20 protein-coding genes are annotated in these 21926 nt (G+C 64.9%); 6 read left to right on the top strand and 14 right to left on the bottom strand.

Features of this window, described 5'->3' with window-relative positions; translation table 11 throughout:
* Positions 1-40: 40 nt before the first annotated feature.
* Together ACESK8_RS11320 and ACESK8_RS11315 are read right to left on the bottom strand one after the other, a co-directional pair.
* The gene (locus ACESK8_RS11320; RefSeq protein ID WP_372968691.1) at positions 41-565 is read right to left on the bottom strand and encodes a GNAT family N-acetyltransferase; all 525 of its coding nucleotides are present in this window, start codon (positions 563-565) and stop codon (positions 41-43) included.
* Between the two features lie 222 nt (positions 566-787).
* Positions 788-1783: a nitrilase family protein gene (locus tag ACESK8_RS11315; RefSeq protein WP_372968690.1), complete on the bottom strand. Its 996-nt coding sequence runs from the start codon at positions 1781-1783 to the stop codon at positions 788-790.
* A 93-nt stretch (positions 1784-1876) separates the two neighbouring features.
* On the opposite strand from ACESK8_RS11315, the gene ACESK8_RS11310 reads away from it, so the two are divergent.
* Positions 1877-2755 (top strand): LysR family transcriptional regulator, encoded by an 879-nt coding sequence (locus ACESK8_RS11310; protein WP_372968689.1) that lies wholly within the window; start codon positions 1877-1879, stop codon positions 2753-2755.
* Positions 2756-2807: 52 nt separating this feature from the next.
* On the opposite strand, the gene ACESK8_RS11305 is transcribed toward ACESK8_RS11310, so the two are convergent.
* Together ACESK8_RS11305 and ACESK8_RS11300 are read right to left on the bottom strand one after the other, a co-directional pair.
* The gene (locus ACESK8_RS11305; RefSeq protein ID WP_372968688.1) at positions 2808-4439 is read right to left on the bottom strand and encodes a hypothetical protein; all 1632 of its coding nucleotides are present in this window, start codon (positions 4437-4439) and stop codon (positions 2808-2810) included.
* A gap of 275 nt (positions 4440-4714) precedes the next feature.
* Positions 4715-5629, bottom strand: coding sequence for a LysR substrate-binding domain-containing protein (locus ACESK8_RS11300; RefSeq protein WP_372968687.1), 915 nt, complete (start codon positions 5627-5629; stop codon positions 4715-4717).
* A gap of 72 nt (positions 5630-5701) precedes the next feature.
* Here ACESK8_RS11300 and ACESK8_RS11295 point away from each other — a divergent pair, with 72 nt between their 5' ends.
* Positions 5702-6640: a DMT family transporter gene (locus ACESK8_RS11295; protein WP_372968686.1), complete on the top strand. Its 939-nt coding sequence runs from the start codon at positions 5702-5704 to the stop codon at positions 6638-6640.
* A 69-nt stretch (positions 6641-6709) separates the two neighbouring features.
* Here ACESK8_RS11295 and ACESK8_RS11290 read toward each other — a convergent pair whose 3' ends face one another.
* From ACESK8_RS11290 to ACESK8_RS11280, 3 genes are all read right to left on the bottom strand, one after another.
* The gene (locus ACESK8_RS11290) at positions 6710-8269 is read right to left on the bottom strand and encodes a S1C family serine protease (protein WP_372968685.1); all 1560 of its coding nucleotides are present in this window, start codon (positions 8267-8269) and stop codon (positions 6710-6712) included.
* 42 nt (positions 8270-8311) lie between these two features.
* A complete protein-coding gene (locus ACESK8_RS11285; RefSeq protein WP_372968684.1) occupies positions 8312-8788 on the bottom strand; it encodes a hypothetical protein in 477 nt (158 codons plus the stop codon).
* A gap of 76 nt (positions 8789-8864) precedes the next feature.
* Positions 8865-9239 carry a DUF4870 domain-containing protein gene (locus ACESK8_RS11280; RefSeq protein WP_372968683.1) on the bottom strand — a complete coding sequence of 125 codons (375 nt, stop codon included), beginning with the start codon at positions 9237-9239 and terminating at the stop codon, positions 8865-8867.
* A 258-nt stretch (positions 9240-9497) separates the two neighbouring features.
* Between ACESK8_RS11280 and ACESK8_RS11275 the strand changes: the two genes are divergently transcribed.
* Complete coding sequence (locus tag ACESK8_RS11275; RefSeq protein ID WP_372968682.1) at positions 9498-9980, top strand: acetyltransferase; 483 nt, start codon at positions 9498-9500, stop codon at positions 9978-9980.
* A 248-nt stretch (positions 9981-10228) separates the two neighbouring features.
* Positions 10229-10765: a GrpB family protein gene (locus ACESK8_RS11270; protein ID WP_372968681.1), complete on the top strand. Its 537-nt coding sequence runs from the start codon at positions 10229-10231 to the stop codon at positions 10763-10765.
* Between the two features lie 26 nt (positions 10766-10791).
* Here ACESK8_RS11270 and ACESK8_RS11265 read toward each other — a convergent pair whose 3' ends face one another.
* The gene (locus ACESK8_RS11265; protein WP_372968680.1) at positions 10792-11283 is read right to left on the bottom strand and encodes a MarR family winged helix-turn-helix transcriptional regulator; all 492 of its coding nucleotides are present in this window, start codon (positions 11281-11283) and stop codon (positions 10792-10794) included.
* A 135-nt stretch (positions 11284-11418) separates the two neighbouring features.
* On the opposite strand from ACESK8_RS11265, the gene ACESK8_RS11260 reads away from it, so the two are divergent.
* Positions 11419-12282: a DMT family transporter gene (locus ACESK8_RS11260; protein ID WP_372968679.1), complete on the top strand. Its 864-nt coding sequence runs from the start codon at positions 11419-11421 to the stop codon at positions 12280-12282.
* On the opposite strand, the gene ACESK8_RS11255 is transcribed toward ACESK8_RS11260, so the two are convergent.
* A complete protein-coding gene (locus tag ACESK8_RS11255; RefSeq protein WP_372968678.1) occupies positions 12251-13282 on the bottom strand; it encodes a substrate-binding domain-containing protein in 1032 nt (343 codons plus the stop codon). The genes ACESK8_RS11260 and ACESK8_RS11255 overlap by 32 nt on opposite strands.
* A 91-nt stretch (positions 13283-13373) precedes the next feature.
* Between ACESK8_RS11255 and ACESK8_RS11250 the strand changes: the two genes are divergently transcribed.
* Complete coding sequence (locus ACESK8_RS11250; protein ID WP_372968677.1) at positions 13374-16169, top strand: BTAD domain-containing putative transcriptional regulator; 2796 nt, start codon at positions 13374-13376, stop codon at positions 16167-16169.
* A 25-nt stretch (positions 16170-16194) separates the two neighbouring features.
* Here the strand turns inward: ACESK8_RS11250 and ACESK8_RS11245 are convergent, their stop codons facing one another.
* The 5 genes from ACESK8_RS11245 to nrdF form a co-directional block, all read right to left on the bottom strand.
* Positions 16195-16656, bottom strand: a complete 462-nt coding sequence (locus ACESK8_RS11245; protein WP_372968676.1) for a GNAT family N-acetyltransferase — start codon at positions 16654-16656, stop codon at positions 16195-16197.
* A gap of 183 nt (positions 16657-16839) precedes the next feature.
* Positions 16840-18234 (bottom strand): hypothetical protein, encoded by a 1395-nt coding sequence (locus ACESK8_RS11240; protein WP_372968675.1) that lies wholly within the window; start codon positions 18232-18234, stop codon positions 16840-16842.
* A 40-nt stretch (positions 18235-18274) separates the two neighbouring features.
* Positions 18275-18478, bottom strand: a complete 204-nt coding sequence (locus ACESK8_RS11235) for a hypothetical protein (protein ID WP_372968674.1) — start codon at positions 18476-18478, stop codon at positions 18275-18277.
* Positions 18479-18770: 292 nt separating this feature from the next.
* On the bottom strand, positions 18771-19805 hold the full coding sequence (locus tag ACESK8_RS11230; protein ID WP_372968673.1) for a GNAT family N-acetyltransferase: 1035 nt from the start codon (positions 19803-19805) through the stop codon (positions 18771-18773).
* A gap of 961 nt (positions 19806-20766) precedes the next feature.
* A complete protein-coding gene (gene nrdF, locus ACESK8_RS11225) occupies positions 20767-21747 on the bottom strand; it encodes a class 1b ribonucleoside-diphosphate reductase subunit beta (RefSeq protein WP_372968672.1) in 981 nt (326 codons plus the stop codon).
* Positions 21748-21926: the final 179 nt, after the last annotated feature.

The following is a 21926-nucleotide window of genomic DNA, read 5'->3' as shown; positions in this document are numbered from 1 at the left end:
CTTCATGACTCGTGAGTCGCCACAGTTCTCGGGATGATGGTCAGAGCAACTTCCGCCGCCACCGGATGATCTCTCCGTGCTCGGGGTCGTGGATGACCTCCGACCGCTGAAATCCCGCAGCGCGCAGAACACCTGGGGATCCCTCGTCGACCGGAAGTGTGTGCGCAATCACTTCATCGACGACCCCGGTCCGAACGGCCAATTGTACGAGTGCCTCCGTCGCAGCGGTTGCGTGACCCAGCCTGCGGAAGACCGGAGCGATCTCGTATCCGATCTCCACGACGCCGTCCTCCGGCGGGCCGGCGAAACCGCCCGACCCCACCAACTGCCGGCTTCGCTCCTCGATGAAGAAGTACATCCACCATTCGGAATGAGCGGGATCTCTCTTGAGCACAGACAAGGTGTGCGGTATCGCCTCCGGAAACTCCGGCCATCCGTCGGGGACCGGCGAGTCGATCATCGCGGAGAGCTCGTTCGGATGTCGGAGGAACGCCTCCAGCGACGCGACGGACGCGGGGACCAGTCGAATGTGAGTCATGAGTTCTCTCCTGGAGATCGACGACATGTGGGAGTCTAGTAGTAGTTTCCGCGGAAACTGTTGTGTTCATCGCAATCGAGGGTTCGTCTCGTCCCGTCCGTCCTGCTCAGAAGGCGGAACCAGGCGAGAGGTGTTCGAGCCCCCGACACTGGGGGCGCCGGAGGCTCGAACGGCCGAATGGGGAGGTTCGGCAGTTGGTACGACCGCGCCACGAGGGAAGCCGTCATCTGACGCTGTGGCGCGGCCGGGTCAGTTCTCGATCTGGAAGTCGTCGGGCACCGGAGCGTCGGAATGCCGGGCGGTGCGCGCGTCGCGTTCCAGGCCCGACCGCTGCGTCAGCACTCCGTAGAGTTCCGGGCGGCGGCCCAGGAGCCAGCGGCGGCCAGTCGAGAGAGGCAGAAGATCCATGTCGAGGTCGACTGTGACGACGGACTCGTCGGCGACCGGAGTCTCGGCGACGATGCGGCCGTACGGGTCGATGATCATCGCGTTGCCGGTGCGGATCTCGTCGTCATCAGGGCCGATGCCGTTGCTGAAGAGAAGGAAGATCCCGTTGTCATGGGCGCGAGACGGCAACCAGCGCATGAGCCAGCCGCGCCCGTAGGGGCCGTTGACGGCGTCGAGCAGCGCCTCGGGGTCGTTGGCGCGGTTGTGCCAGAGCTCTGACGAGACGACCTTCATCCCGTGCGGACTCCGCGAGCTCGTGCCGCCGGTCTGGTGCGGCGCGATGAGCACCTTCGCACCCATCAGCGTCACGGCGCGCACGTTCTCGACGAGGTTGTTGTCCCAGCAGATCAGGATGGCCATCCGCACGCCCCATGGCGTGTCGAACACCGTGTAGCGATCCCCGCTGGAGATCGCCTCATGCTCGAAAGCATGCAGCTTGCGATGCACGTGCACCGCACCGTCGGGGAAGCACACGGCATAGGAGTTGTAGAGCGCATCGCCCTCCGCCTCGAGGAAGCCGGCGCCGATGCCGACGCCCAGTTCCGTCGCCAGTTCGCTGACCGCGCGCACCAGCGGTCCATCTGCGGGCTCGGCGAGCTCGCGCAGCTGCTCGACCGTCGTCTTGGTCAGGTGCCAATACGCCAGCAGGCACATCTCCGGGAAGACGACCAATTGCGTGCCGTCAGCAACAGCCTGCTCGGCGAGACGCCGCACGATCGCGAGGTTGGCAGTCTTGTCGGACGGCACAGCTTCGAACTGGACCACGGACACCCGAAGGTCGGTGGTGGTTGACATCATCTGGCCGTTCCTCTCGTGTTTGTTCACCTCAGTCAAAGCGATGCGTGAGATAACTTCCAATGAATACTCGACCAACTGGCATAACCTGTGTGAATGGACATTCGACTCATGCGCGCGCTGGTCCTGGCTGCGGACCGCCCGACGTTCAGCGAAGCGGCTACGGCACTGTCGATCACTCAGCCTGCGTTCACGAAGCAGATCCAGCAGCTGGAGTCGCTCGTCGGCATGCCGCTGTTCCGTCGCGGCCGCCACGGGTCCGTTCTGACCGCCGCGGGTAGCGCTCTTCTCGCGGATGCGCGGGCCATCGTCGAGCTCGCTGACCGATTCGAGGCACGCGTGAAGAGGATGTCGAGCGGGGATGAGGGGTACTTGGCGGTGGGGTTCGGACTGTCGAGTATCGCGGTGGCGCCTCGTGCGATCGCAGCATTCCGCTCGGCCTTCCCAGGAGTTGCGGTACGCCTGGAGGACATGTCGTCTGCGGCTCAGATAGAGGGGGTGCGTCGCGGCGACCTGGACATCGCCTTCGCTCGGATGCCGGCACCCCGCGATCTGTGCGCGGTGCCGGTGCTTTCGGACCGGCTGGTCGTCGCATACCCCGAAGCATGGGATGTTCCTCCCGAGGCCTTGTCGCCGGCCGAGTGGCTGCAGGCACACCCTCTTGTGCGGTTGTCACCCGGCCGTGGCCCCGGCCTGGCAGGGCAGGCGGGCCGCTACCTTGCTGATGTCGGTGCTCCATTCGACGTCATCCAGGAAGCCGACGATCTGCAGACGGTCCTTGCCCTCGTCGCCGCCGGCGTCGGTGCGGCGATCGTTCCGGAGAGCGCGCGCAACATCGCCCCTTCGCGGGTTTCGATGCATCGACTCGAGGGCGAGAGTGCAGCCTGGACGATCGGGGTCATCTGGCGCGCCGACAACGCGACCCCTGTCGTCCGAGCATTCCTCGAGGAGCTCGCTCGGATCTCCGAAAGGTGAGCACACCATGACGCGCACCGATCGCAGCGTTGTGAGCGCCGCGGAGAGCGCCCTATTCGGCGCACACCGCAGGATCGGCGCGGCTCATCAGCAGCTGCGCATCTCCCCCGAGTTCGTTGTGCATGACGTAGCCGTCGCCCGATGGCTCGAGCCAGAACTGTTCGTCCGTGTGCACCCACTCCCCGCCGTTGGTGGGTGGGGCGGTGAAGTAGGACCGCAGGTTGTTGTCGAACATGAGCTCCGTTCCCCAGCTCTCCGCGATCTGGGGCATACTCACCTCGATCCACCACGGGCCGTGGATGCCGTCGCAGCTCTTCCCGGTGTAGTTCGCTCCGGCGAACGATTGGTTGATGGTCCAGGCATCCGTGCCGACCGTGATGCCGACGTCGAAGCGTCCGATGCCACGGCGTGAGACCACCTCGAACGCCGGGTCGGCTTTGCCGATCTGCTGTCCGGCGATGAACTGGTAGTCGGCCTCGTCGATGGGCTGCCGGCCGGTCGGATTGACTGTGGAGTCTCCGAGCACTTCTGTGACCTCGACCGTGCCCCGGGTGATCTTCTTGCCGTCGACCATGCTGACCGCGTCCACCCAGAGCTGCTGCTTGTCGCCGGGCTGGGGGTTGATGTCCTCTCCTTCGATGAGGACGTCGACGCAGTTGCCGTCGCGCCAGTAGTCCTCTGCTGCGCGTCCGACAAGCAGGGCTATCTGCTCGGCGAGGTCATCGACCTGCACGGAGAACGCGCCGTCCAACTGCTTGTCCGCGGTCAATTCGCCGCGGTCCGCCACCCCGGTGTCTCCGAAAGTGAACGCATAGGCGTTGTACTCCTCTCGAGTACTGTCGGGATTTGAGACTTCGGTGGAGGAATCGGCTTTGGGCGCACCCGTGTTCACAGCGGCGTCGACGCGAGCCCACAGATCGGCGGCGTATGCCTCGTCGGTGACGTGCGAGATGGTCATCATGCTGATGTTCAGCGTGGTGCGCCGGGGGGTGCCGCCCTGCGGGGTGAAGGTGACCGCTGCCGTGGTGGAGAACTCGCCTTCCGATACGCCGTCTGCGGTGGGGCACGCGTGAACTTCGAACTCTCCCTCGAGCGCGACGGTGACGGCGTCACCTGCCTCGTTGGTATCGCTGATCGAGCTGGTGTATTTGCCTGCGGCGAGACCATTCTCCACGCTCCATCCGAACGCGGGGTCACCTACTGTGTCTGAGAGCACGGCGCTGCGATCGGTCGAGTTCATCGAGGCCTCGCCGAGCGCGTCCCGCAGCAGTTGGTGCACGAGGCTCAGACCGTTCGCCGCAGCCCCGACCGTCTCCATGTCGGGTTGCGGGACAGGGTAATCCGCGGGCGAGACTGCTGATGCGGTCGTCAGTCGGGCGTGGGAAGCAGCGTCAATGGATCCAGTCGGGTCCGAATCAGGAGAGTCGACGCCCGCGAGCGGCGTCGTCGCGTCGTCGGCCCGAGGCAGCCATTCCGCGGCCTCTTCGATCGACAGCCCCGTCTCGTCGTCCAGCCCGAGCTGATTCGCGAGGAACACATCGAGGTCGCGTTCGGTGAGCGTCAGAGCCCGAGCACTCTCCTCGACGGATGCGAATGACCAGTCTCGCGGAGTCTCTGAAGAAGAGTCTGCGCCGGCCGCACATGCGACCAGGGTTGACAGCGTCAGCAGTGAGGCGACGCTCACGAGGAATGATCGATGAAGAGACACGGAGGACTTCCTGACGGGACGGATTGTGGAACGCGCGGGGGTGCGGCGCGAGCGCGGGCTGTCGGCGTCGGGCCCGAGCCATGCCACCCGCGTCCGCGCTCAACCCGGCAGAGATCTCGGCGGCTGTGCGGGGCGACCTCGAGAAGGTTACGAAGAGGTGAGGCGCAGTCGGGTCGCATCCGTCGCCGAGCAACGTTGGGTTAACCCGTAGCGCGATGCGTGCCGGGCGCCTCGCCACGTGTGCGGTGCCGCTACTCCGCTCCTCGGGAGCTCAGCCCTGCGGCGATCCGCTGGATGTGATCGAGAACCGTTCGCGTCGCGCGACGCTCCAGCGCTTCGGGGCGGGCGAGGCAATCGACGTATCGGCCGATTCCGGGAACGTCCAGCGGGCGGAGGACGACATCCGGGCGGTGTCGTGGGTCGGTCGTGAAGCGTGGCATCAGCGCGATGCTGCCGCTGGACGCGACGACGTCCGCCGCGATGAGGAAGTCATTGATCCGGTGCGAGACGGCTGCGGACTGTCCCGAGATCGTCGCGATGACCGCGAGCGCCTGTTCCAGTGGAAACCCTTCGTGGACGGCCACCCAGTCGACGCCTCGGAGTTGGGAAGCGCGGATCACGCGCTCGGAAGCGAGAGGGTGATCTCGCCTGACGGCGATGTCCAGCGGCTCGAAGAAGAGGGGTTGCACCTGCACGGATGCCGACCAGGCCCTGCTTCCGGCCAACCGATGCGCGATCACGAGATCGTGGTCGGTCGCCAGCGAGGGGAATTCGGCCTGGGCGACATCGAAATCGCTCAGCGCCAGCGTCGGCCCGCCCGTGTCGGCGGTGGCAGCGAGGAGGCGGCCGAAGAGTGCGAGTCCTGCGCTGTGGAAGGCGGCGACCGCGACTGCGCCACCCGCCTCATCGGGGAACCTCGCGAGCGTCTCGCGCGCGCGCGTCATGGCGACCTCGACGTCGACCGCCGCATCGGCCAGCGCCTGCCCCGACAGGGTGAGCACCGTTCGTCCTCCGCGCTTGTACGTGAGAGGTGTGGACGATTGTCGTTGCAATGCGGCGATCTGCTGAGAGATCGACGACGGAGTGACTCTCCGGGCTGCGGCGACGGCAGCGATGCTGCCGCGTTCGCCGAGTTCGCGGATGGCGCGGAGCTGCGCGATTTCCATTAGTCCAATCTAATCCATGTCGTCACAACATTTAGTCTTGCCTGTCGCAGCAGGTGCCGTCACGATGAAGCGGTGCTCTCCTTGTTCTCCTGGTCTCGTGTCGACCTCTACGTGCTTCTGGTCGCCATCGCCTGGGGTTCCACCTATCTCGTCGCGAAGGAACTGATAGGTGACGGAGCGGTGTTGGCTCTGCTCGCCGCTCGCATGCTCTTCGCGGCGGCGGCGCTGGGGCTCGTCCTCGCTCTTCGGCGACGCGTCACGTCGCGCGCCGAGTGGCGTACCGGCTTCGCCTTGGGCCTGCTGCTGGCCGGCATCTTCCTGCTCGAGACCTTCGGGATCGCGCACACATCCGCAACGAACGCCGGGTTGATCATCAGCCTCACGATCGTCTTCACGCCGCTGTTGGACGCCGCGGTATCGAGGCGCAGGGTCTCCTCCGCGTTCCTACTCGCAAGTGGAGTGGCCGTGGCCGGCGTCGCGCTCTTGGCGAGCAATGGAACCCTCCGACCTCCGGCGCTCGGCGATCTCCTGGTGCTCGGCGCGGCGATCGTCCGTGCGGTCCATGTCACCTGCATGCACAAGTTGACGGCAGGCCGAGAGATGGACTCGATGCGCCTCACCACTGTGCAGATGTCGACCTGTGCTGCCGTGTTCGGTGTGATGACGCTCTTCCAGGGGCCGTCCATCCCCGCCTACCTGGCCGGCTTCGACCTCGGCAGTGCGATCCTCTTCGTCTACCTCGTTCTCATCTGCACCGTGTTCGCGTTTCTGGTGCAGACGTGGGCTGTCCGACAGACGTCACCGGCCCGTGTCAGCCTTCTCCTCGGCACCGAGCCGATCTGGGCGGCGGTGGCGGGGATCATGATCGCAGCTGACGTTGTCCGCCCCGCCGGCCTGGTCGGCATCGCATTCATCCTGCTCGGCACGGCGTGGGGTCGGTCGATAGACCAGCGCGCCTCGGTCCCGCCGCAGATGCCTGCGGCCGCTCGGCGGAAGACACCCGCCCCCTGACAGACGGATGCCCCGACGACGGTCGTCGACGGGGCATCCGGGATCAGCATCGGCTGCGCACCATGAGGGTCAGAAGCTGGCGATGAAGCTTCCGAGAACACGATCGATGGTGGCGAGATCCTCCTCGGTGACGGATTGGACCGCCAGCGCGATCACGTAGGAGCCGTCCGCGGAGTAGGCCGACAACATCAGGTACTGGGCACCGGCTTCCCCGCACCCGGTCCAATAGGTGTAGGCGCCGTCATGCAACCCGTCCGAGTAGACGTCCTCGGACGCCTGCGTGCATCCGGATTGGGTGAGCTGCTGCGCGGCCATGCTCAACCACTCCTCGGGGGCATACGTCGCGGTCGCGGCCGGTGCGGCCATGACCGAGATGCCGGGGGTGCTCCAACTGTCCGCCGACTGGAAGGCGGCGATGTCCGGGCTGGCGTCGATGTGCGCCCATTCTCCGCCGGCGGGGTCGGTCCAGACACTGGTGTCCACGCCGCTCCAGTGCGCCGGCACATCGACGGCGACGCTCTCCGTGTCGTCGACGACGGTGCTGTACTCCGTGTCCGCCGACTGGGCTCCTCCGTCAGTGGCTCCGGCTTCCTGCGCCACCGACACAGCCTCGACGGCGTCGCCGTTCACCGGACCGGCGTAGTAGATGCCTTCACCGGAGCGGAACAGCTCGACGGAGAGCGTCGCGTCAGTCCCGTGGGTCTCGAGGACGCTGCAGTAGTCGGCCATCGTGCCGTCGGCGCCGAGGGAGACCCCTTCCATCTTGGTGAGCAGATCACCAGCTGCGATACCGGCCTTGTCGGCCGCGGACCCTGATGCGACGGAGTTGACCCAGATCCCGAGCCCTTCGCCTTCTTCGGTCATGAGAGCGGTGCCGTTGATACCGAGGCTCATGACGTTCTCACCGTCGATGAGCTGGTCGATGACTCCCTGGACCTCATCGCGATGGATGGCGAGGTTCTGATCGTGCTGATCGTTGCCGGCGTAGTTGACGCCGACGAGCTTGCCCGCGTCATCGACGAGAGGGCCGCCCGAGTTCCCCGCGCGGATGCGCGCGTCATGCTCGATCACGTGGCTCAGCGAAGCCCAGGGGGTGTCCATGGCCGTGTCGGCCTTTGACACAATGCCGCGGGTCATCGTGAACTCGGGATCGCCGAGCGGGAATCCTGCCGCGTACACGTCGGTCGCGGTCGGGATCTTGCCCTTGCGCCAGTCGAAGTGCGGGTAGTCGTCCTTCTCGAGCTGGATGACGGCGAGGTCGAGGCACTCCGAGGATCCGAGGACCTTGGCATTGAGCGTCTCCGAAGTGTCTCCTCCGCGCCATACCTTCAGGGTGCCGGCGCCGACGACGACGTGATTGTTGGTCACGGCGAGGCCGTCGTCGCTGATGAGGAAGCCGGATCCCCGCCCGGCCGCTTCGTAGCCTCCTTCCTCGGGCGAGACGAAGGTGCCGACGGCTTCGATCTGGATCGTGGCGGACTGGACGTCATCGAAGCCGACGCCGTCGGAGTCGCCACGCCCGGCGGCGGGGAGCCCGGGAAGTGCGGGCAGAGCGCAACTGCTGAGAGCTGCGGCGAGGGTGAGTCCGAGAGCGGCAGCGGCTGCCGCTCGTCGGCGATGGGTGGTCATGAGAAGTTTCTCCTTGGGGCCGAGGGCCGGGTGAGCCGCGGGTCAGAGAGACCCGATGAAGAGGAAGACGGTCCAGGCGGCGCTCGCGATGACCATGACCGCGATCGACACGTAGCCGAGAAGGAAGCCGACGAGCGCCTGGATGCGTCCGACGCCTCCGACGCGCTTCGACCTGGCGCGGCCGATGTGACCGCAGATGACCGCGGCGACGGCGAGGGGGAACCCGAATGCGGCCGAGAAATAGCCCGTGATTGGGACAACCGCCCAGAAGCCGGCGACTGCGCCGACGATGCCGAGAATCATCGCTGTCAGGGCGACACCGTTGCTCGGTGCGGCCGCGGGCTGCGGCTGGTAGGCGATCGGCTGCGGTACGACCTGCGCCTGCGGCGTCGGCTGGGCGAGCGGCTGGGTCGGTGTCGGCGCCTGGGGTGGCATCGGGCCCTGCCCCTCGTCGCGCGCCTGTCGCTCCGGCTGCGCCGGGTCGAGAGGGAGGGTGTTGTGTGAGTTCTGGATTGTCATGAGGTTGTCTTTCGAGTGTCGGATCGTCGGCCGTACGGGCGCGACGGGATGCGGGAAGTGGGGAACGTCGCGGCGACTACTTCAGGAAGCGGAAGGTGAGCGGGTAGCGGTACCTGCCGGCCGTGTTCGCCCGGACGGCGCCGATGATGGCGATGACGAATGCGGCCAGCTGCACCAACGACGCGGCGATGATGAAGACGAAGCCGATGAGTACGAGCGCGAGCACGCCGCCGACGACGTACAGCACGAGAGCTGCGGCGGCATAGGTGATCTGAGCGTTGAGGGCCTCTTTCGCTTCACGGTCCACAGCGTCGCTGCGGTCCCGGTAGATGAGCCATGCGATGAGCGGTCCCACGAAGGACAGCAACCCGCCCAGATGGGCGAGCATGATCCAGCGGCGCTCTTCTTCTGCGGTGAGTGGGGCGATGGAGACAGACTGTTCAGAAGTCATTCGAAGATCCTTGTGGTGTCATAGGAGTGATGAAGTCAAGCTACGGGCGGCGTCGAGCCCGGGTCTCGACGAGACACGGGCGCCAATGTTCGGGCAACGTTCGTGGCTCTGATCCCGATGGCCGAGCAACGTTTGGAGAGGGCGCGACCAACAGGCGCGCGGTGGCGAGCGAAGGCGAGCCGCCGGAATCGTAGGATGATCATCGCTTCGACTCCAGTCGCGCGACCTCGCACGCTTCCATCACAGAAAGATCGTCAAATGGGAACCACCACAAGATCCGATCTCGCCTCAGGCGGCACGTCCGTCGTACTCCGTGCCGGCAGTGATCTCGACTACTCCGCTCTGGTGCGGGTGTGGCGCTCTGCAGTCGACGCGACCCACGCGTTTCTCTCGGATGAGGACCGGAGGTCCATCGAGAACCTTCTCGCCTCGGACTATCTGCCGGCCGTGCGCTTGACCGTTGCTGACCGCGATGGCAAACCGGTGGCCTTCGCAGGAACGAGCGAGGGACGACTCGAGATGTTGTTCGTGGACGACGCGTACCGCGGTCACGGCATCGGCACAGCGCTGCTCGAGCACGTTCGACGGGCGGACGGGGTGACTGACGTCGACGTGAACGAGCAGAATTCCGACGCCGTCGCCTTCTACGAATCCAGAGGGTTCGTGCGGGTGGGACGAAGCGACCTCGACGGGGCTGGCCGCCCCTACCCGATCCTCCACATGGTTCGCCCATCGGAGTGAGATCCCGCCCGCGCCGGGATGGTCGGGGAGCCGACAGGCGCTGTCACCCTCGTGTAGCATGGCACCGTGTGTGACGCTACACTTTCGTTCGGTTCAGTCCTCACCCGAGCTTCCGATCCACTGCTGGTCGCGCTCGCTGCTGCCGACACGGCGGTCCACTTTCCCACGATGGTGAGCGCTGCATCCCGCAGGGTCTCAGAGCCCGAACGCGCCAGCTCCACTTCCGCCATCACGACAGGGCTCCGACCATGATCGTCGAGGTCGTCTCGTACTCCAGCGAGTGGCCCAGCCAGTTCTCGGCGGTGTCCGACGACCTGCGACACGCGCTTCGCCACGTTCACGTGATCGCGATCGAACATGTCGGCTCCACGTCCGTACCGGGCCTTTCGGCGAAACCCATCCTCGACATCGACGTCGTAGTCCGGCGCCGCTCAGTCTCCGGCGCGATCCGCGCTCTGCAGGCGAGCGGGTATGAGTACCTCGGAGAACAGGGAATTGCGGACCGCCACGCCTTGCGCGCGCCCGAGCAGGGCCCCAGAAGGAACGTCTACGTCTGCGTCGAGGGCGCGCTGTCTCTTCGAAACCACCTGGCTGTACGCGACACACTCAGGCGGAGCCCGGACTTGCGCTCTCGGTACGAAAGCGTAAAACGAGAGCTCGCCGCACGATCGGATCTCGACCTCGATCAATACGTGGTCGGCAAGTCCGCCGTCTTGCAGGAAGTCCTCGCTCTATCGGACCTCACCACGGAGGAGAAGCGAGAGATACTCCTCGCGAACTCGTGACGCGGCCCCCGCTATCGGAGCCGGGTTCACTTCACGCCGAGCGTCAGTTTGACGAGAAGCGATTCCAACTGTCTGCGTTCATCCGAGTCGAGGGGCCCCAGCAGCTCATCTTCCGTCGCCAGGTGAACCGGATACATCTCGTCAATGAGGTCGACCCCGCGTGGAGTCAACGACACAAGCCGCCCGCGCGCATCCCCACTGTCACGCCCCCGCTCCGCGAGCTCCGCCCGGACGAGACGGTCGACTCGTTTCGACGTGGCTCCGGCGGTGACCATCGTGTGCTCGGCGATCGCCCCCTGTGGCAGCACGAAAGGTTCGCCTTCTCGACGCAACGCACACATGACGTCGAATTCCCCCTCGCCGATGCCATATGCGCGGTAGTTCTCGATCAATCGGTCGGTGAAGGCATCGGAGAGTCGACGCATGCGTCCGATCACGGCCATCGGGCTCGGATCCAAGTCCGGGCGCTCCCTCCTCCACTGCTCAATGAAATCCGAGACCAGATCGTTTGCATCCATGGAACCAGGATACTTTCCGCGGAAGCTACAATCATTTCCATGGAAACTACTTCTCGTATGGAAACGGGGTGGCGAGCAGCGAGATGGCCACTCCTCGTTGCAGTCGCTCCCGTGGCGTTCGGGTCGACATACTGGGTGACCAGGAACTTCCTGCCCGCCGACTCTCCGTTGTGGGGTTCGGCGATCCGCGCTCTGCCTGCCGGCGTGGTGCTGCTCCTGCTCACCAGGGCACTTCCGACTCGTGCACAGCTCGGGAGAGCGACCATCCTCGGCACTCTGAACATGGGCGTGTTCTTCTGCCTCGTCTACCTTTCGGCTCAGCTGCTTCCGTCGAGCGTCGCCGCATCGATCACCGCCGTGAGCCCGATACTCATCGCCGGCTTCGCTTGGGCGCTTCTGCGGCAGCGGCCGCATTGCCGAGTGATCATCGGCGCCGGGATCGGACTGGTCGGTGTCGTCTCCATCGTCGGCACAGCCTCAGGCTCTCTGAACGGCTGGGGCATTGCGGCGTCCTTCTCGGCGACCGGCTTGTCCTCACTGGGCGCCGTCCTCATGCGACGGTGGGACGATGGCACCCCCGTCCTGCATGTCACCTCCTGGCAACTCGCCATTGGGGGCCTCGAGCTCGTTGCAGCTGCAGCGCTGTTCGAGCCGATGCCTGTCGACCTGCAGATCGGGCACGTCATTGGGTTCGCATACGTGAGCCTCATCGGAACAGCCCTCGCGTTCTACTGCTGGTTCAGTGGATTCCGCCACCTGCCGGCGGGTGTCGTGGGCGTGATCGGCCTCCTCAACCCCGCCGTCGGCGTTCTGCTGGGCGTCATCCTCGGGTCCGAGACGTTGACCCCTCTTCAGGTGGTCGGGATCTGTCTGGTTCTCGGCAGCGTCGTGTTCGTGAACGTCCGCAGTGGAAGGAGGCCAAGTGACGCACCGATTCCCTATCCGGCCGTCCGCTCCATGCGAGCGGTCAGAGTCGGAAACTGCTGCGACGCCGGATGAGGCGCCATTCATCTTGCTTCGAACCGGGCTTCTCGACCCCCAGCGCTATTCGGGCAGCGCGGGCCCCCTGATCGAGAAGAGACTGATGCACAGTCGTCAGTTCCCACTCCCGCGCCGGCACGGAATCGTCGAACCCCCCGACGGTCACATCTTGCGGCACGGGCAGATCGAGAGACTTCAGCGCTTCCATCGCGCCTACCGCGAGCTGATCGCTCATCGACACGATACCGTCCACCGGAGCACCGGCCCCCAGCAGCGAGGTCACGCGGTCACGCCCCTCCTCGGCCGAGTTGTGCGCACAGACGATGATCGGGATGCGCTGCCAGTCGATTCCGAGAGCCTGCGCCGCGTCTTGGCATCCGGCGAGGCGGTCGCGGCTGACGGGGAAGGCGACGGACTGCGGGTCGATCCCATAGTGGGTTCCTGCGTCGCGACTGCGGTCAAGGGGGAAGCACAGGACCGCCGGATGAGATCCACCGGACCACACCTCCATGGCCAGCGCCTCCGCTGCCGACCTGTTGTCGATGCTTACCAGCGTGAACCCCTCCGCCGCAGGGCCGCCGTGTATCACCGCGGGGCGATGAGAGTCGCGAACAGCGGCCAGAGAGACATCATCCGGGGTGGTCGTCCACACGATGAATGCGTCGACCGCGGCCGAGGCGATCAGCTCGACGTCGTCCGCTGTTCCTGTCGTCGGAAGGAATGTGAGCCCGAAGCCTGCGCGCGTGCATTCCCTGGCAATGCCCGCAACGAACCGTGTCGCCTCGGGATCGTCGAAGATGTAGTCGAGGCTCTCGCCGAGCACCAGGCCGAGAGAGCGAAGTCCGCCGCGCCGCCGCAACTGACGCGCACCGGCGTCGGGTCCCCTGAACCCGAGTCGTTCCGCCACCTCGACCACCTTGAGCCGAGTGCTCTCGGCGACCCGTCCGGGATTGTTGAACGTGTACGAGACGGTCATCACCGAGACTCCAGCCGCCGCGGCCACCTCACTGAGAGTCACTCGTTCACGGGATGCCACAAGACCATCTTGACATGTGTAGCGATACACTTCTCAGTGACGACGTGACGGTGACACCGTGTGGGGAGACTCAATGTCCGGTCTTTTGAAAGTCCGCGCCTTCGGCGCGCTCGAGATCACGCAAGACGGCGCAGTTCTCGACGTGCGTGCGGGACTCGCTTCCGCGCTGCTCGCACGCCTTGCTTTGACGCCGGGTGAAGCGGTGACCGCCGAGCGGCTGCTCGGCGAACTGTGGGATGACCCACCTGCCAATGCGGTCGGATCCTTGCGCGTGCTGGTCTCGAAGCTGAGATCGGGAGCGATCGGGCCGTTCCTGCGCGGGGGACGCGGAGGCTATGCCCTGGATGTGTCCGCAGAAGACGTGGATGTTCTCCGATTCGAATTGCTGTCGGCGCGCGCGGAATCAACGGCTGGGCCCTCGACCGTTGTGTACGAGGAAGTGCTGGCCGCCTGGACAGGCGAGCCGTTCGAGGGTCTGTCCTCTTTTCCTTTCGCACGACGCGCTCGATCCGAACTCCAGCAGCGCCTCCTCACCATCGTCGAGAAGCTCGCCGGCATCCGCCTGCGCGATGGCGAGTCGGCCGCCGCCATCGCTGACCTGGAGCCCGTCGTCGCTCAATACGCCTCTCGGGAATCGACCGTGAGCCTGCTCGCGCAGGCGTACTCAGCGTCTGGACGGATGACGGAAGCGCTGGCGGTCATCGACCGACTGCGTGGCGTCCTCGCGGATGAGCAGGGTCTGGACCCGTCGGCTTCCTTGCTCGCCCTGCGGCAGGCGATCCTTCGTCAGGACGATTCCGTGACCGGGACGAGATCGGCTCCCTCGACCATCCGACACAATATCCCGGTGCCTCTGACGCGGCTGGTCGGACGTAAGGCGGACCTGCAACGGATTGAAGACGCTCGTGCGTCGAATCGGCTCGTGACGCTCGTCGGTCCGGGTGGGGCGGGGAAGACGCGACTCGCAGTGGAGAGCTCCCGGCGAGCGAGCCAGTCCATCGATGCCGAGCAGTGGATGGTCGATCTCGCGCCTGTTCCCGAAGGCGGCGATGTGCTGGCAGCCACGGCCGATGCGCTCGGAGCTGCAGAGCAGTCCATCGAGGCGATTGCGGCCCGCCTCGACGGACGCCCGACGCTCGTGATCTTGGACAATGCGGAGCACGTCCTCGTCGAGGCGCGTGCTTTGGTATCGCGACTGCTGTCCTTCTGTGGCGGACTCGCGATACTGGTGACGTCGCGGGAGCCGCTTGCTATCGCGGGCGAGTTCGTTCTTCGAGTACGCGGCCTCGGTGGTGACCAGATGGACGAGGCGGTCGAGTTGTTCCGAGAACGAGCAACCGCTGCCCGCGGTGGCGAAGCGCCTTCACCCGGAGACGACACGGTGATCCGTCGCATGTGCCGGATGCTGGACGGGCTGCCCCTCGCACTGGAGCTCGCTGCCGCCCGGACGGATATGCTCAGCCTCAGTGAGCTCTCCTTCACGCTGCAACGCGGCGAAGCGCTGCCCGGAGGGTCGACCGATGGTGAGCGCCACGCGAGCCTGGAGAACACGATCCGATGGAGTACAGACAGTCTTCCGGCTGATGAGTTCGACTTACTGGTCGAACTGTCGGGTTTCGCCGGGCCGTTCACGCTCGAGGCTGTGGAGAACATCTGCACACCCGGCGAACGGTCGCTCCGCGACCTGGCGCTGTCCCTCGCGCGGAAGTCGCTCGTCGCCGTGGATGAGACTGAGGACGGCCAGCGTCGTTACAGGCTGCTGGAATCGACGAAGGCGTTCGTACGACCGATGGTCCGCCCTGATGACGCTGCCGAGTGGGCCGTTCGACACCGCGATTACTTCGCCTCGCTGGTCGACCGCCTCGCGCCGGCGGTGCACACCCACGAGGCGGCATCCGCACACGTGCTCTTCGACACCCTCGCACCCGACCTGCAGCTCGCGACCGAACGCTCCATCGAAGCAGCCGACCGCAACATGGCTCTCCGCCTGGCGTGCGGACAGTCCTGGCACTGGTTCAAACGGGGTTGGCTCGTGGAAGGCCGTTCGGTTCTCGACCGTGCGCTCGCCATCGCCCAGGCAAGCGACCCCGCGGTCGAAGCATGCGCGCTCGTGGGAGGAGTCAATCTCGCGTATCAGTCAGGAGACGCGGAAGCAGCGTTCGAGTATGTTCGGGTCGGCATCGAACGGGCGAAGGAGGGCGACGACCGGTTGGCGCTCGCACGCCTGCTCGCGTACGCCGCCTACGGCCGGTCGCTTTTCGGCGAAGTGGACGAAGCGGAACACCTCATCGCTGAAGCGATGTCGCTCTCGGAACAGGCTCCCGAATGGCTGAGGGCAGAGCTTCTGATGAGCAAGGGGCAGACCCTGCGTGCGTTGCAGAAGCCCTCTCTCGCGCTCGATGCGCTCGCTGAAGCGCAACAGCTTGCGCAGCGCTCCGGCAACGCATGGGCTTTGACATCGAGTCAGTACGTTGCGGGGAAGATACTCGTCGAAGTCAAGCGCCCAGGGCAGGCCATCGGCTTGTTGGCCAACGGAGCGGCTTTTGCCGCACGCGGCGGGGACTTCCCCGGCGCCTTGGCTCTGCTGCACCTGCTCGGTGGAGCAGCGGCACTCGTGGAGAAGCACGAGCAGGGCGCGGTGATCTTCGGCGCTGTAGACGCGATCGGCCGACGGTATTCCTACAACCCGGTCGATGCGGAGGGCGCCGACGCGCAGATGCACCGGGATCGGGTCTCGAGTGGGTTACTCCTCAGAGACTACGAGGCGGCGTACGCCAGAGGCACGGAGATGGAATTGCCGGAGCTCCTCGCGCTCGCGGCGACTCTCGCCGCCGCGACGCGGGTCCGCGGGCCCAAGCTGGCGCGCTGACGAGGCGGCCGATAGCCGCTCCTCATCACTCTCCGACCCAGACCCCGAATCGAACGACTGAGAAGGGCCAGTCCCTCTTCAACCAGCTCGGCACGAAAGCGTCCACCGTACTCTCCAGCTCCGAACCCACCAGGTCGTTGATGACCCACCAGCTCACTACAGCGTCATGCTTGTCATCATCGGGCTGGTCGATGTAGATGCAGCCGAGCAGCTGTGACTCGTCTTTCCCGAAGAGGGCGTAGTTGTACGACGCTCGCGTGTGCATCTCGTGCACGTGGTGCTCGAGATCCTCAAGATCCTGCTCGCGAGTCATCGTTGCTGGGGGCCAGCCCCAAGACTGTCCATAGATCGAGAAGAGGCGTTCATGGGACCCCATCACGGCAACCATGTCGAGATCGACGTCGCTGGCGGCAATGGGACGTATGTGATGCTCCGAGTCGATGTCGACGAGCTGAGGGTGACTGAACGTGTCGGGCAGCCAGGGCATGACTTCCCCTTTCTCTGTGTCGTGATTCTGCAGTGAGGTGCGCGCGGTTCGGCGTTGTCTTTCATCTTGCTACCGCAACGCCTGCGCTGGAGATCCCGAGATCCTCCAGCGCAGGCATCTAGCAGTCGCTTCAGTAGTAAGCACACCGTTCTGACGGTAGCCGCGTCCCGGACAGTGGTTTCTTCAGCCGCGCTGGCGACGGTACTGACGCAACGCGAGCACCGAGGCGCCTGCAGCGAGCAGGAAGGCAGCGAGTCCGAGACCGACAGTCGAGTCCGCACCGGTGTAAGCGAGCTGGTCCGGTGTGTTCGCTGCGGCGACCGCACCTGCACGAGTCGGAGTGGACGGTTGCTGAGCAGGCGCTGCAGGACCGTTCGGAACCTCAGGGTTCGTCGGGCCAGTCGGATCGGTAGGACCCGTGGGCACGTTCGGGTCGGCCACCACGACGTAGCGGATCTCGTAATCGTTGACATTCTGCGCCAAGTCCTTGGCCTGAATGACGACGACGTGTTCGCCGAGCGTTGATGTGTCGAGGTTCTGCATGGCAGCCTGGGGAGCGCCGCAATAGTCGATGCCCGAGCGATCATCCTCGCACTCCCAAGAGAGCTTGACACCCGAGTCCTTGATTACTTCCACACGGCCGATCTCGTCGTTCCATGTACCGAATGGTTCGTGGAACACCCGAGGAGCGATGATGTCCTTGCGCACCGTGATCGTGTGGTGCTCGCTCTCCTTGCCGAGACGGTCAGTCGCCCAATACTCGAGCACATGCTCACCCGGCTCGGGGGTATATGCGGCCCACGGTCCGGGCAGCTTCGTCGTTCTGACGCCAGGCTCACGAATGAAGATCTGAGAAACTCCTGCGACATCGTCTGATCCGGTGAAGATGATGCTCCGAGCGCCAACCCACCCGGAGGCCGGCTCAACGTAGTCCGTTGTGATCGTAGGCGCCTCGGTGTCATTGCCGACGACAAACGAGAACACCTTTCGGGTGCCAAGCCCAGCCCCGTTTGTTACCTCGCCGAACCAGGAGTACGTGCCGACGGCGAGGACCACCCTCTGCCCCGGAGTCACTACGTCTCCGTGGTGGTCCCTGAGCTCGCAAAAGACGATGCCGGATTCGGGATCCGCGCAACCAAAGTCCGCAATGATGGTCGACCCCGAAGCGACGATGGAGTCCGGGCCGGGGGAGATCAGCGTGAACTCCCCGTACGTCTCGTCATCAGCAGGATCGACAGCCGCCTCGGCCGTCGTCGGCGCGGTGGCCGGCGACGCGCTGACGGCTGGGCTTGCCAGCGCGTCTGCCTGCGCGGGAGCTTCGCTCGACGCCGCGGCGGGCGCCGAAATCGCCGTGGGCTCAGGCTCGGCCTCCGTTCCGATCGCCGGAGCGGGTTCGGGTGCCGGCTCGACGGCGGGGACGGGCTCAGCGGCCGGTGCGGGCTCAGCCTGGGGGGCCTCCGCTGTAGCGGTCGGGTCCGCGGTCGCGTCGTCTGCGAAGGCGACGCCGGTGGTAGCGGACACGGCAAGCATGGTTGCCAGTCCTATGGCCGCGAGGGTCGCGGGAACTTTGTTCTTCATCGTTCTTCCTTGTGTGTTGAGGGCCGTGGGAGCAGCGCCGTCAGAGAATGCGCAGAGTGCAGGCGGCGCCGGCGTAGGTCATATCCGAGGTGTACGACTTCCGAGCTGAGCGCGCCTCGTCCGCGTTCGACGGCGGGAACAGCCAGCCGATAGCCCGCGCCGTGGCTTTTGCTGCTGCGCTCAGGCGGGCCTTCCGGGCCCGCGTTGATACCTGGACGGTCGTAGGGCGGATTGCGGTGGTCATCGGTCTCTCTTTATCGTCGTTCTGTGTGGACTAGAGGAGACGGTACGCGTCGGCGAGACCGCCTTTCCGGCCGTTCACGCCGAGCAACGTTGAGCTAATGTTCGTTGCGCGGCCTCCCAGCCAAAGCCCCCACCACCCGGAATTCCCGGGCGATGGGGGCACGGGTGTGACGAGGCCGTTCTTTGCCCCTCGAATCAGTCCGCGAACTGAGGCGTGCACACTACGGCGAAGCGCTCGAAGATGACTTCTTCATCCTCAGCCCACCCCGCGAACCGCGTCGCCGCAACCGCACTCATTTGATATGGGTCCGAGTTTGGATACTCGTCCCAAGAGTCGCGATCATATGGAAACGGCGAAGCGCCTGGCCATTCCTCTCGACGGTCTCTTCGCGCGCAACAGCGAACCCAGCCCTCTCGAACACTGGACGGGCGACCATGCTCGCATGAGTCGAGACCAGTTCGACGCTGCGATCACGCGCGATCTCGAGGACGTGGTTCAACAGAGTAGAGCCGACGCCTAAACGCCCATGGTCCGGGTCGACGAAAAGCCTGTCGATGTATCCAGCCGGCGAGAGGTCCGCAAAACCCACCACCTCGCCATCCACGTCGGCAACGAAGGTACTGACAGCTTCTCGATCAGTTCCCCAATCCGTCAGCGGTCGATTTGCGCCCAGCCACGCTGCGATTTCAGGTTCGGAATAGTGCGAGCGCGCAGTGATGGAGACGGCTCTCTCGAAGACGCGCAGCGTCTCCGAGGCGTCATCGGATCGGTAGCTACGGATGCGGACTCGACCCGCCTCAAAGATCTTGGCGTAGATGCTGTCGATCACGGCGTTCTTCGCCAGGTTGTAGCGGTCCGGTTCGTCTTCGAACTCTCGCGAAAGTGTCGTCTTGCTTTGGGCATATCTCGCGCGGTCGTCGGAGTGTGTGCGCAGCCAGTTACGGAAAAGGATATGGCGGATGGGCTCCCCGGCGCCGTCTGGCCACACGTGCAGGTTTACGGCACCGCTTTCATCGATGAACATACGATGCCCGTGCCACCACGGTTCACGAATGACGATTCTGTACCCGAGCTCCTGCATTGGTGGCATGTACGAAGATTCGTCCTCCGCGCTCGCGACCAGCACGTCGATATCGATGATGGGCTTCGCCGAGAGTCCCGGCACCGAGGTGGAGCCGACGTGCTCGACACGGATCGCGTGATGTCCAAGCTTCTTGCGAAGTCGAGAGGCATGGTACTCGAACTGTGCCGGCCAGGTCTCATCGTAGGCGACGACGGTGACTGCGTCCCGGGTCACGGGGAACTGTCCGACGACGGCATTGATCATCTGCTGAGGGGTGCTCTCCAAGCGCGTGATCACCGATTCCGGCCAGCGCCGCGCCGCCGAATGGGAACTAGGCATGTCTCAAATCACTCCATTCGTCGCGGCATCATCGGGCGTGCATGCGTCCATGTTCTACGACGGCAACGCCAGCCCTTCCCGCTCCTTGGGGCGAGAAGGGTTGGCGTCCCCGAAGCCGGAGCACAGGACCTCCAACTGTGATGACCGTCGGACCCGATTCCAACGGCCAGGTCTTGGGGGCCCGGGCCGCTGGGGACGGCCCGGGCAATGCAGAATCGACGCTGGGGACGCCGGTTGTGCAGCACCACGGCGCCTCCGACTGAGTTCTAGGACACGAGCCAGACCCATGTGGGGCGGGCCGCGCTCTGCTGAAGTCCTCGAACCGTCGAGCGGCGCCTTGTTGCTGATACTCACGCTAAGGGAACTGACACCCCGGCGGAGGCTGTCGCGAAAACGACCAACGTTGAGTTAATACTCACCGATCCCGCGATGTGCGACGGCGGCTCTATGAGGGCTTTCGAACTCCGATGCCGTGCGGCGACGAGCGACTTCCCGATACTCCGATCCGCCAGGGCGCAGCCTGAATCCAGACCGGGACAGAGATGGCATCACCGTCGAATCACCTGTTCCGGTCGCTGCCGCAAGACATCGACCTCGACCACCAGTCCACGTCCGTACTCGGTGGCGGAATGGTCCAGACGACTTACCGAGTGGGACAACAAGCTGACCTGCGCGGGCGGCGAGGTGGATCTGTCCCCTCATGCCGTCCATCGAGCGACGGAGGTTGATAGCGAGGAGACGGGCGGTTTCGCCCGCCACGTCCTTGCTGCAGTAGATCCGGTGTCTGTCCGGAGTCACGCCAACTCTGGAGTCAGCGCCGGGTCGTGAGCGTTGCGCCAACATGAGCGAGGTGCAGCGCCGCAATTCGCGACGCCGCACACGTGACTCAGAAGTCCCAGTCGTCGTCTTCCGTCGCCTCGGCCTTGCCGATGACGTAAGAGGAGCCGGAGCCCGAGAAGAAGTCGTGGTTCTCGTCCGCGTTGGGCGAGAGCGCCGACAGGATCGCCGGGTTCACGTTCGTGACGGTCGAGGGGAACATCGCCTCGTAGCCGAGGTTCATCAGCGCCTTGTTGGCGTTGTAGTGCAGGAACTTCTTGACGTCCTCGGTCAGGCCGACGCCGTCGTAGAGGTCCTGCGTGTACTGCACCTCGTTGTCATAGAGCTCGAACAGCAGGTTGAACGTGTAGTCCTTCAGCTCCTGGCGACGCTCCTCGGTCTCCTTCTCGAGACCCTTCTGGAACTTGTAGCCGATGTAGTACCCGTGCACGGCCTCGTCGCGGATGATGAGGCGGATGAGGTCGGCGGTGTTGGTGAGCTTCGCCTTCGACGACCAGTAGATCGGCAGGTAGAAGCCCGAGTAGAACAGGAACGACTCGAGCAGCGTCGAGGCGATCTTGCGCTTGAGCGGGTCGTCGCCCTGGTAATAGTCCATGATGATCTGAGCCTTCTTCTGAAGGTTCGGATTCTCCGTGGACCAGCGGAACGCCTCGTCGATCTCCTTCGTCGACGCGAGGGTCGAGAAGATCGACGAGTAGCTCTTCGCGTGCACCGACTCCATGAAGGCGATGTTGGTGTACACGGCCTCCTCGTGCGGGGTGATCGCATCGGGGATCAGCGAGACCGCACCGACGGTGCCCTGGATCGTGTCGAGCAGCGTGAGTCCGGTGAAGACCCGCATGGTGAGCAGCTGCTCGTCGGGCGTCAGCGTGTTCCACGACTGGACGTCGTTGGACAGCGGCACCTTCTCGGGCAGCCAGAAGTTGTTCACCAGGCGGTTCCAGACCTCGAGGTCCTTGTCGTCCTGGATGCGGTTCCAGTTGATCGCCTGCACGCTGGAGACCAGCTTGAGCGGGGGGTGAGGAGTCATGATTCTTCGTCGTTTCTCGTGTTCAGCCTGGTTCTTAGGTCAACAACGGATCACAGCATGCAGCTGACGCATTCCGCCATGTCGGTGCCCTCGAGCGCCATCTGACGCAGACGGATGTAGTAGATCGTCTTGATGCCCTTGCGCCATGCGTAGATCTGAGCCTTGTTGATGTCACGCGT

Source organism: Microbacterium sp., assembly GCF_041641055.1.
Taxonomy (GTDB): Bacteria; Actinomycetota; Actinomycetes; order Actinomycetales; family Microbacteriaceae; genus Microbacterium.
Note: the sequence above shows the minus strand (reverse complement) of the source record. Positions and strands in the feature narration are given on the sequence as shown.

Bases quoted from the DNA above. Each gene is read 5' to 3' on its own strand.
- ACESK8_RS11320 (WP_372968691.1), bottom strand. From the start codon at position 565: ATGTCGTCGATCTCCAGGAGAGAACTCATGACTCACATTCGACTGGTC.
- ACESK8_RS11315 (WP_372968690.1), bottom strand. From the start codon at position 1,783: ATGATGTCAACCACCACCGACCTTCGGGTGTCCGTGGTCCAGTTCGAA.
- ACESK8_RS11310 (WP_372968689.1), top strand. From the start codon at position 1,877: ATGGACATTCGACTCATGCGCGCGCTGGTCCTGGCTGCGGACCGCCCG.
- ACESK8_RS11300 (WP_372968687.1), bottom strand. From the start codon at position 5,629: ATGGAAATCGCGCAGCTCCGCGCCATCCGCGAACTCGGCGAACGCGGC.
- ACESK8_RS11290 (WP_372968685.1), bottom strand. From the start codon at position 8,269: ATGACCACCCATCGCCGACGAGCGGCAGCCGCTGCCGCTCTCGGACTC.
- ACESK8_RS11285 (WP_372968684.1), bottom strand. From the start codon at position 8,788: ATGACAATCCAGAACTCACACAACACCCTCCCTCTCGACCCGGCGCAG.
- ACESK8_RS11280 (WP_372968683.1), bottom strand. From the start codon at position 9,239: ATGACTTCTGAACAGTCTGTCTCCATCGCCCCACTCACCGCAGAAGAA.
- ACESK8_RS11275 (WP_372968682.1), top strand. From the start codon at position 9,498: ATGGGAACCACCACAAGATCCGATCTCGCCTCAGGCGGCACGTCCGTC.
- ACESK8_RS11270 (WP_372968681.1), top strand. From the start codon at position 10,229: ATGATCGTCGAGGTCGTCTCGTACTCCAGCGAGTGGCCCAGCCAGTTC.
- ACESK8_RS11265 (WP_372968680.1), bottom strand. From the start codon at position 11,283: ATGGATGCAAACGATCTGGTCTCGGATTTCATTGAGCAGTGGAGGAGG.
- ACESK8_RS11250 (WP_372968677.1), top strand. From the start codon at position 13,374: ATGTCCGGTCTTTTGAAAGTCCGCGCCTTCGGCGCGCTCGAGATCACG.
- ACESK8_RS11245 (WP_372968676.1), bottom strand. From the start codon at position 16,656: ATGCCCTGGCTGCCCGACACGTTCAGTCACCCTCAGCTCGTCGACATC.
- ACESK8_RS11240 (WP_372968675.1), bottom strand. From the start codon at position 18,234: ATGAAGAACAAAGTTCCCGCGACCCTCGCGGCCATAGGACTGGCAACC.
- ACESK8_RS11235 (WP_372968674.1), bottom strand. From the start codon at position 18,478: ATGACCACCGCAATCCGCCCTACGACCGTCCAGGTATCAACGCGGGCC.
- ACESK8_RS11230 (WP_372968673.1), bottom strand. From the start codon at position 19,805: ATGATCAATGCCGTCGTCGGACAGTTCCCCGTGACCCGGGACGCAGTC.
- nrdF (WP_372968672.1), bottom strand. From the start codon at position 21,747: ATGACTCCTCACCCCCCGCTCAAGCTGGTCTCCAGCGTGCAGGCGATC.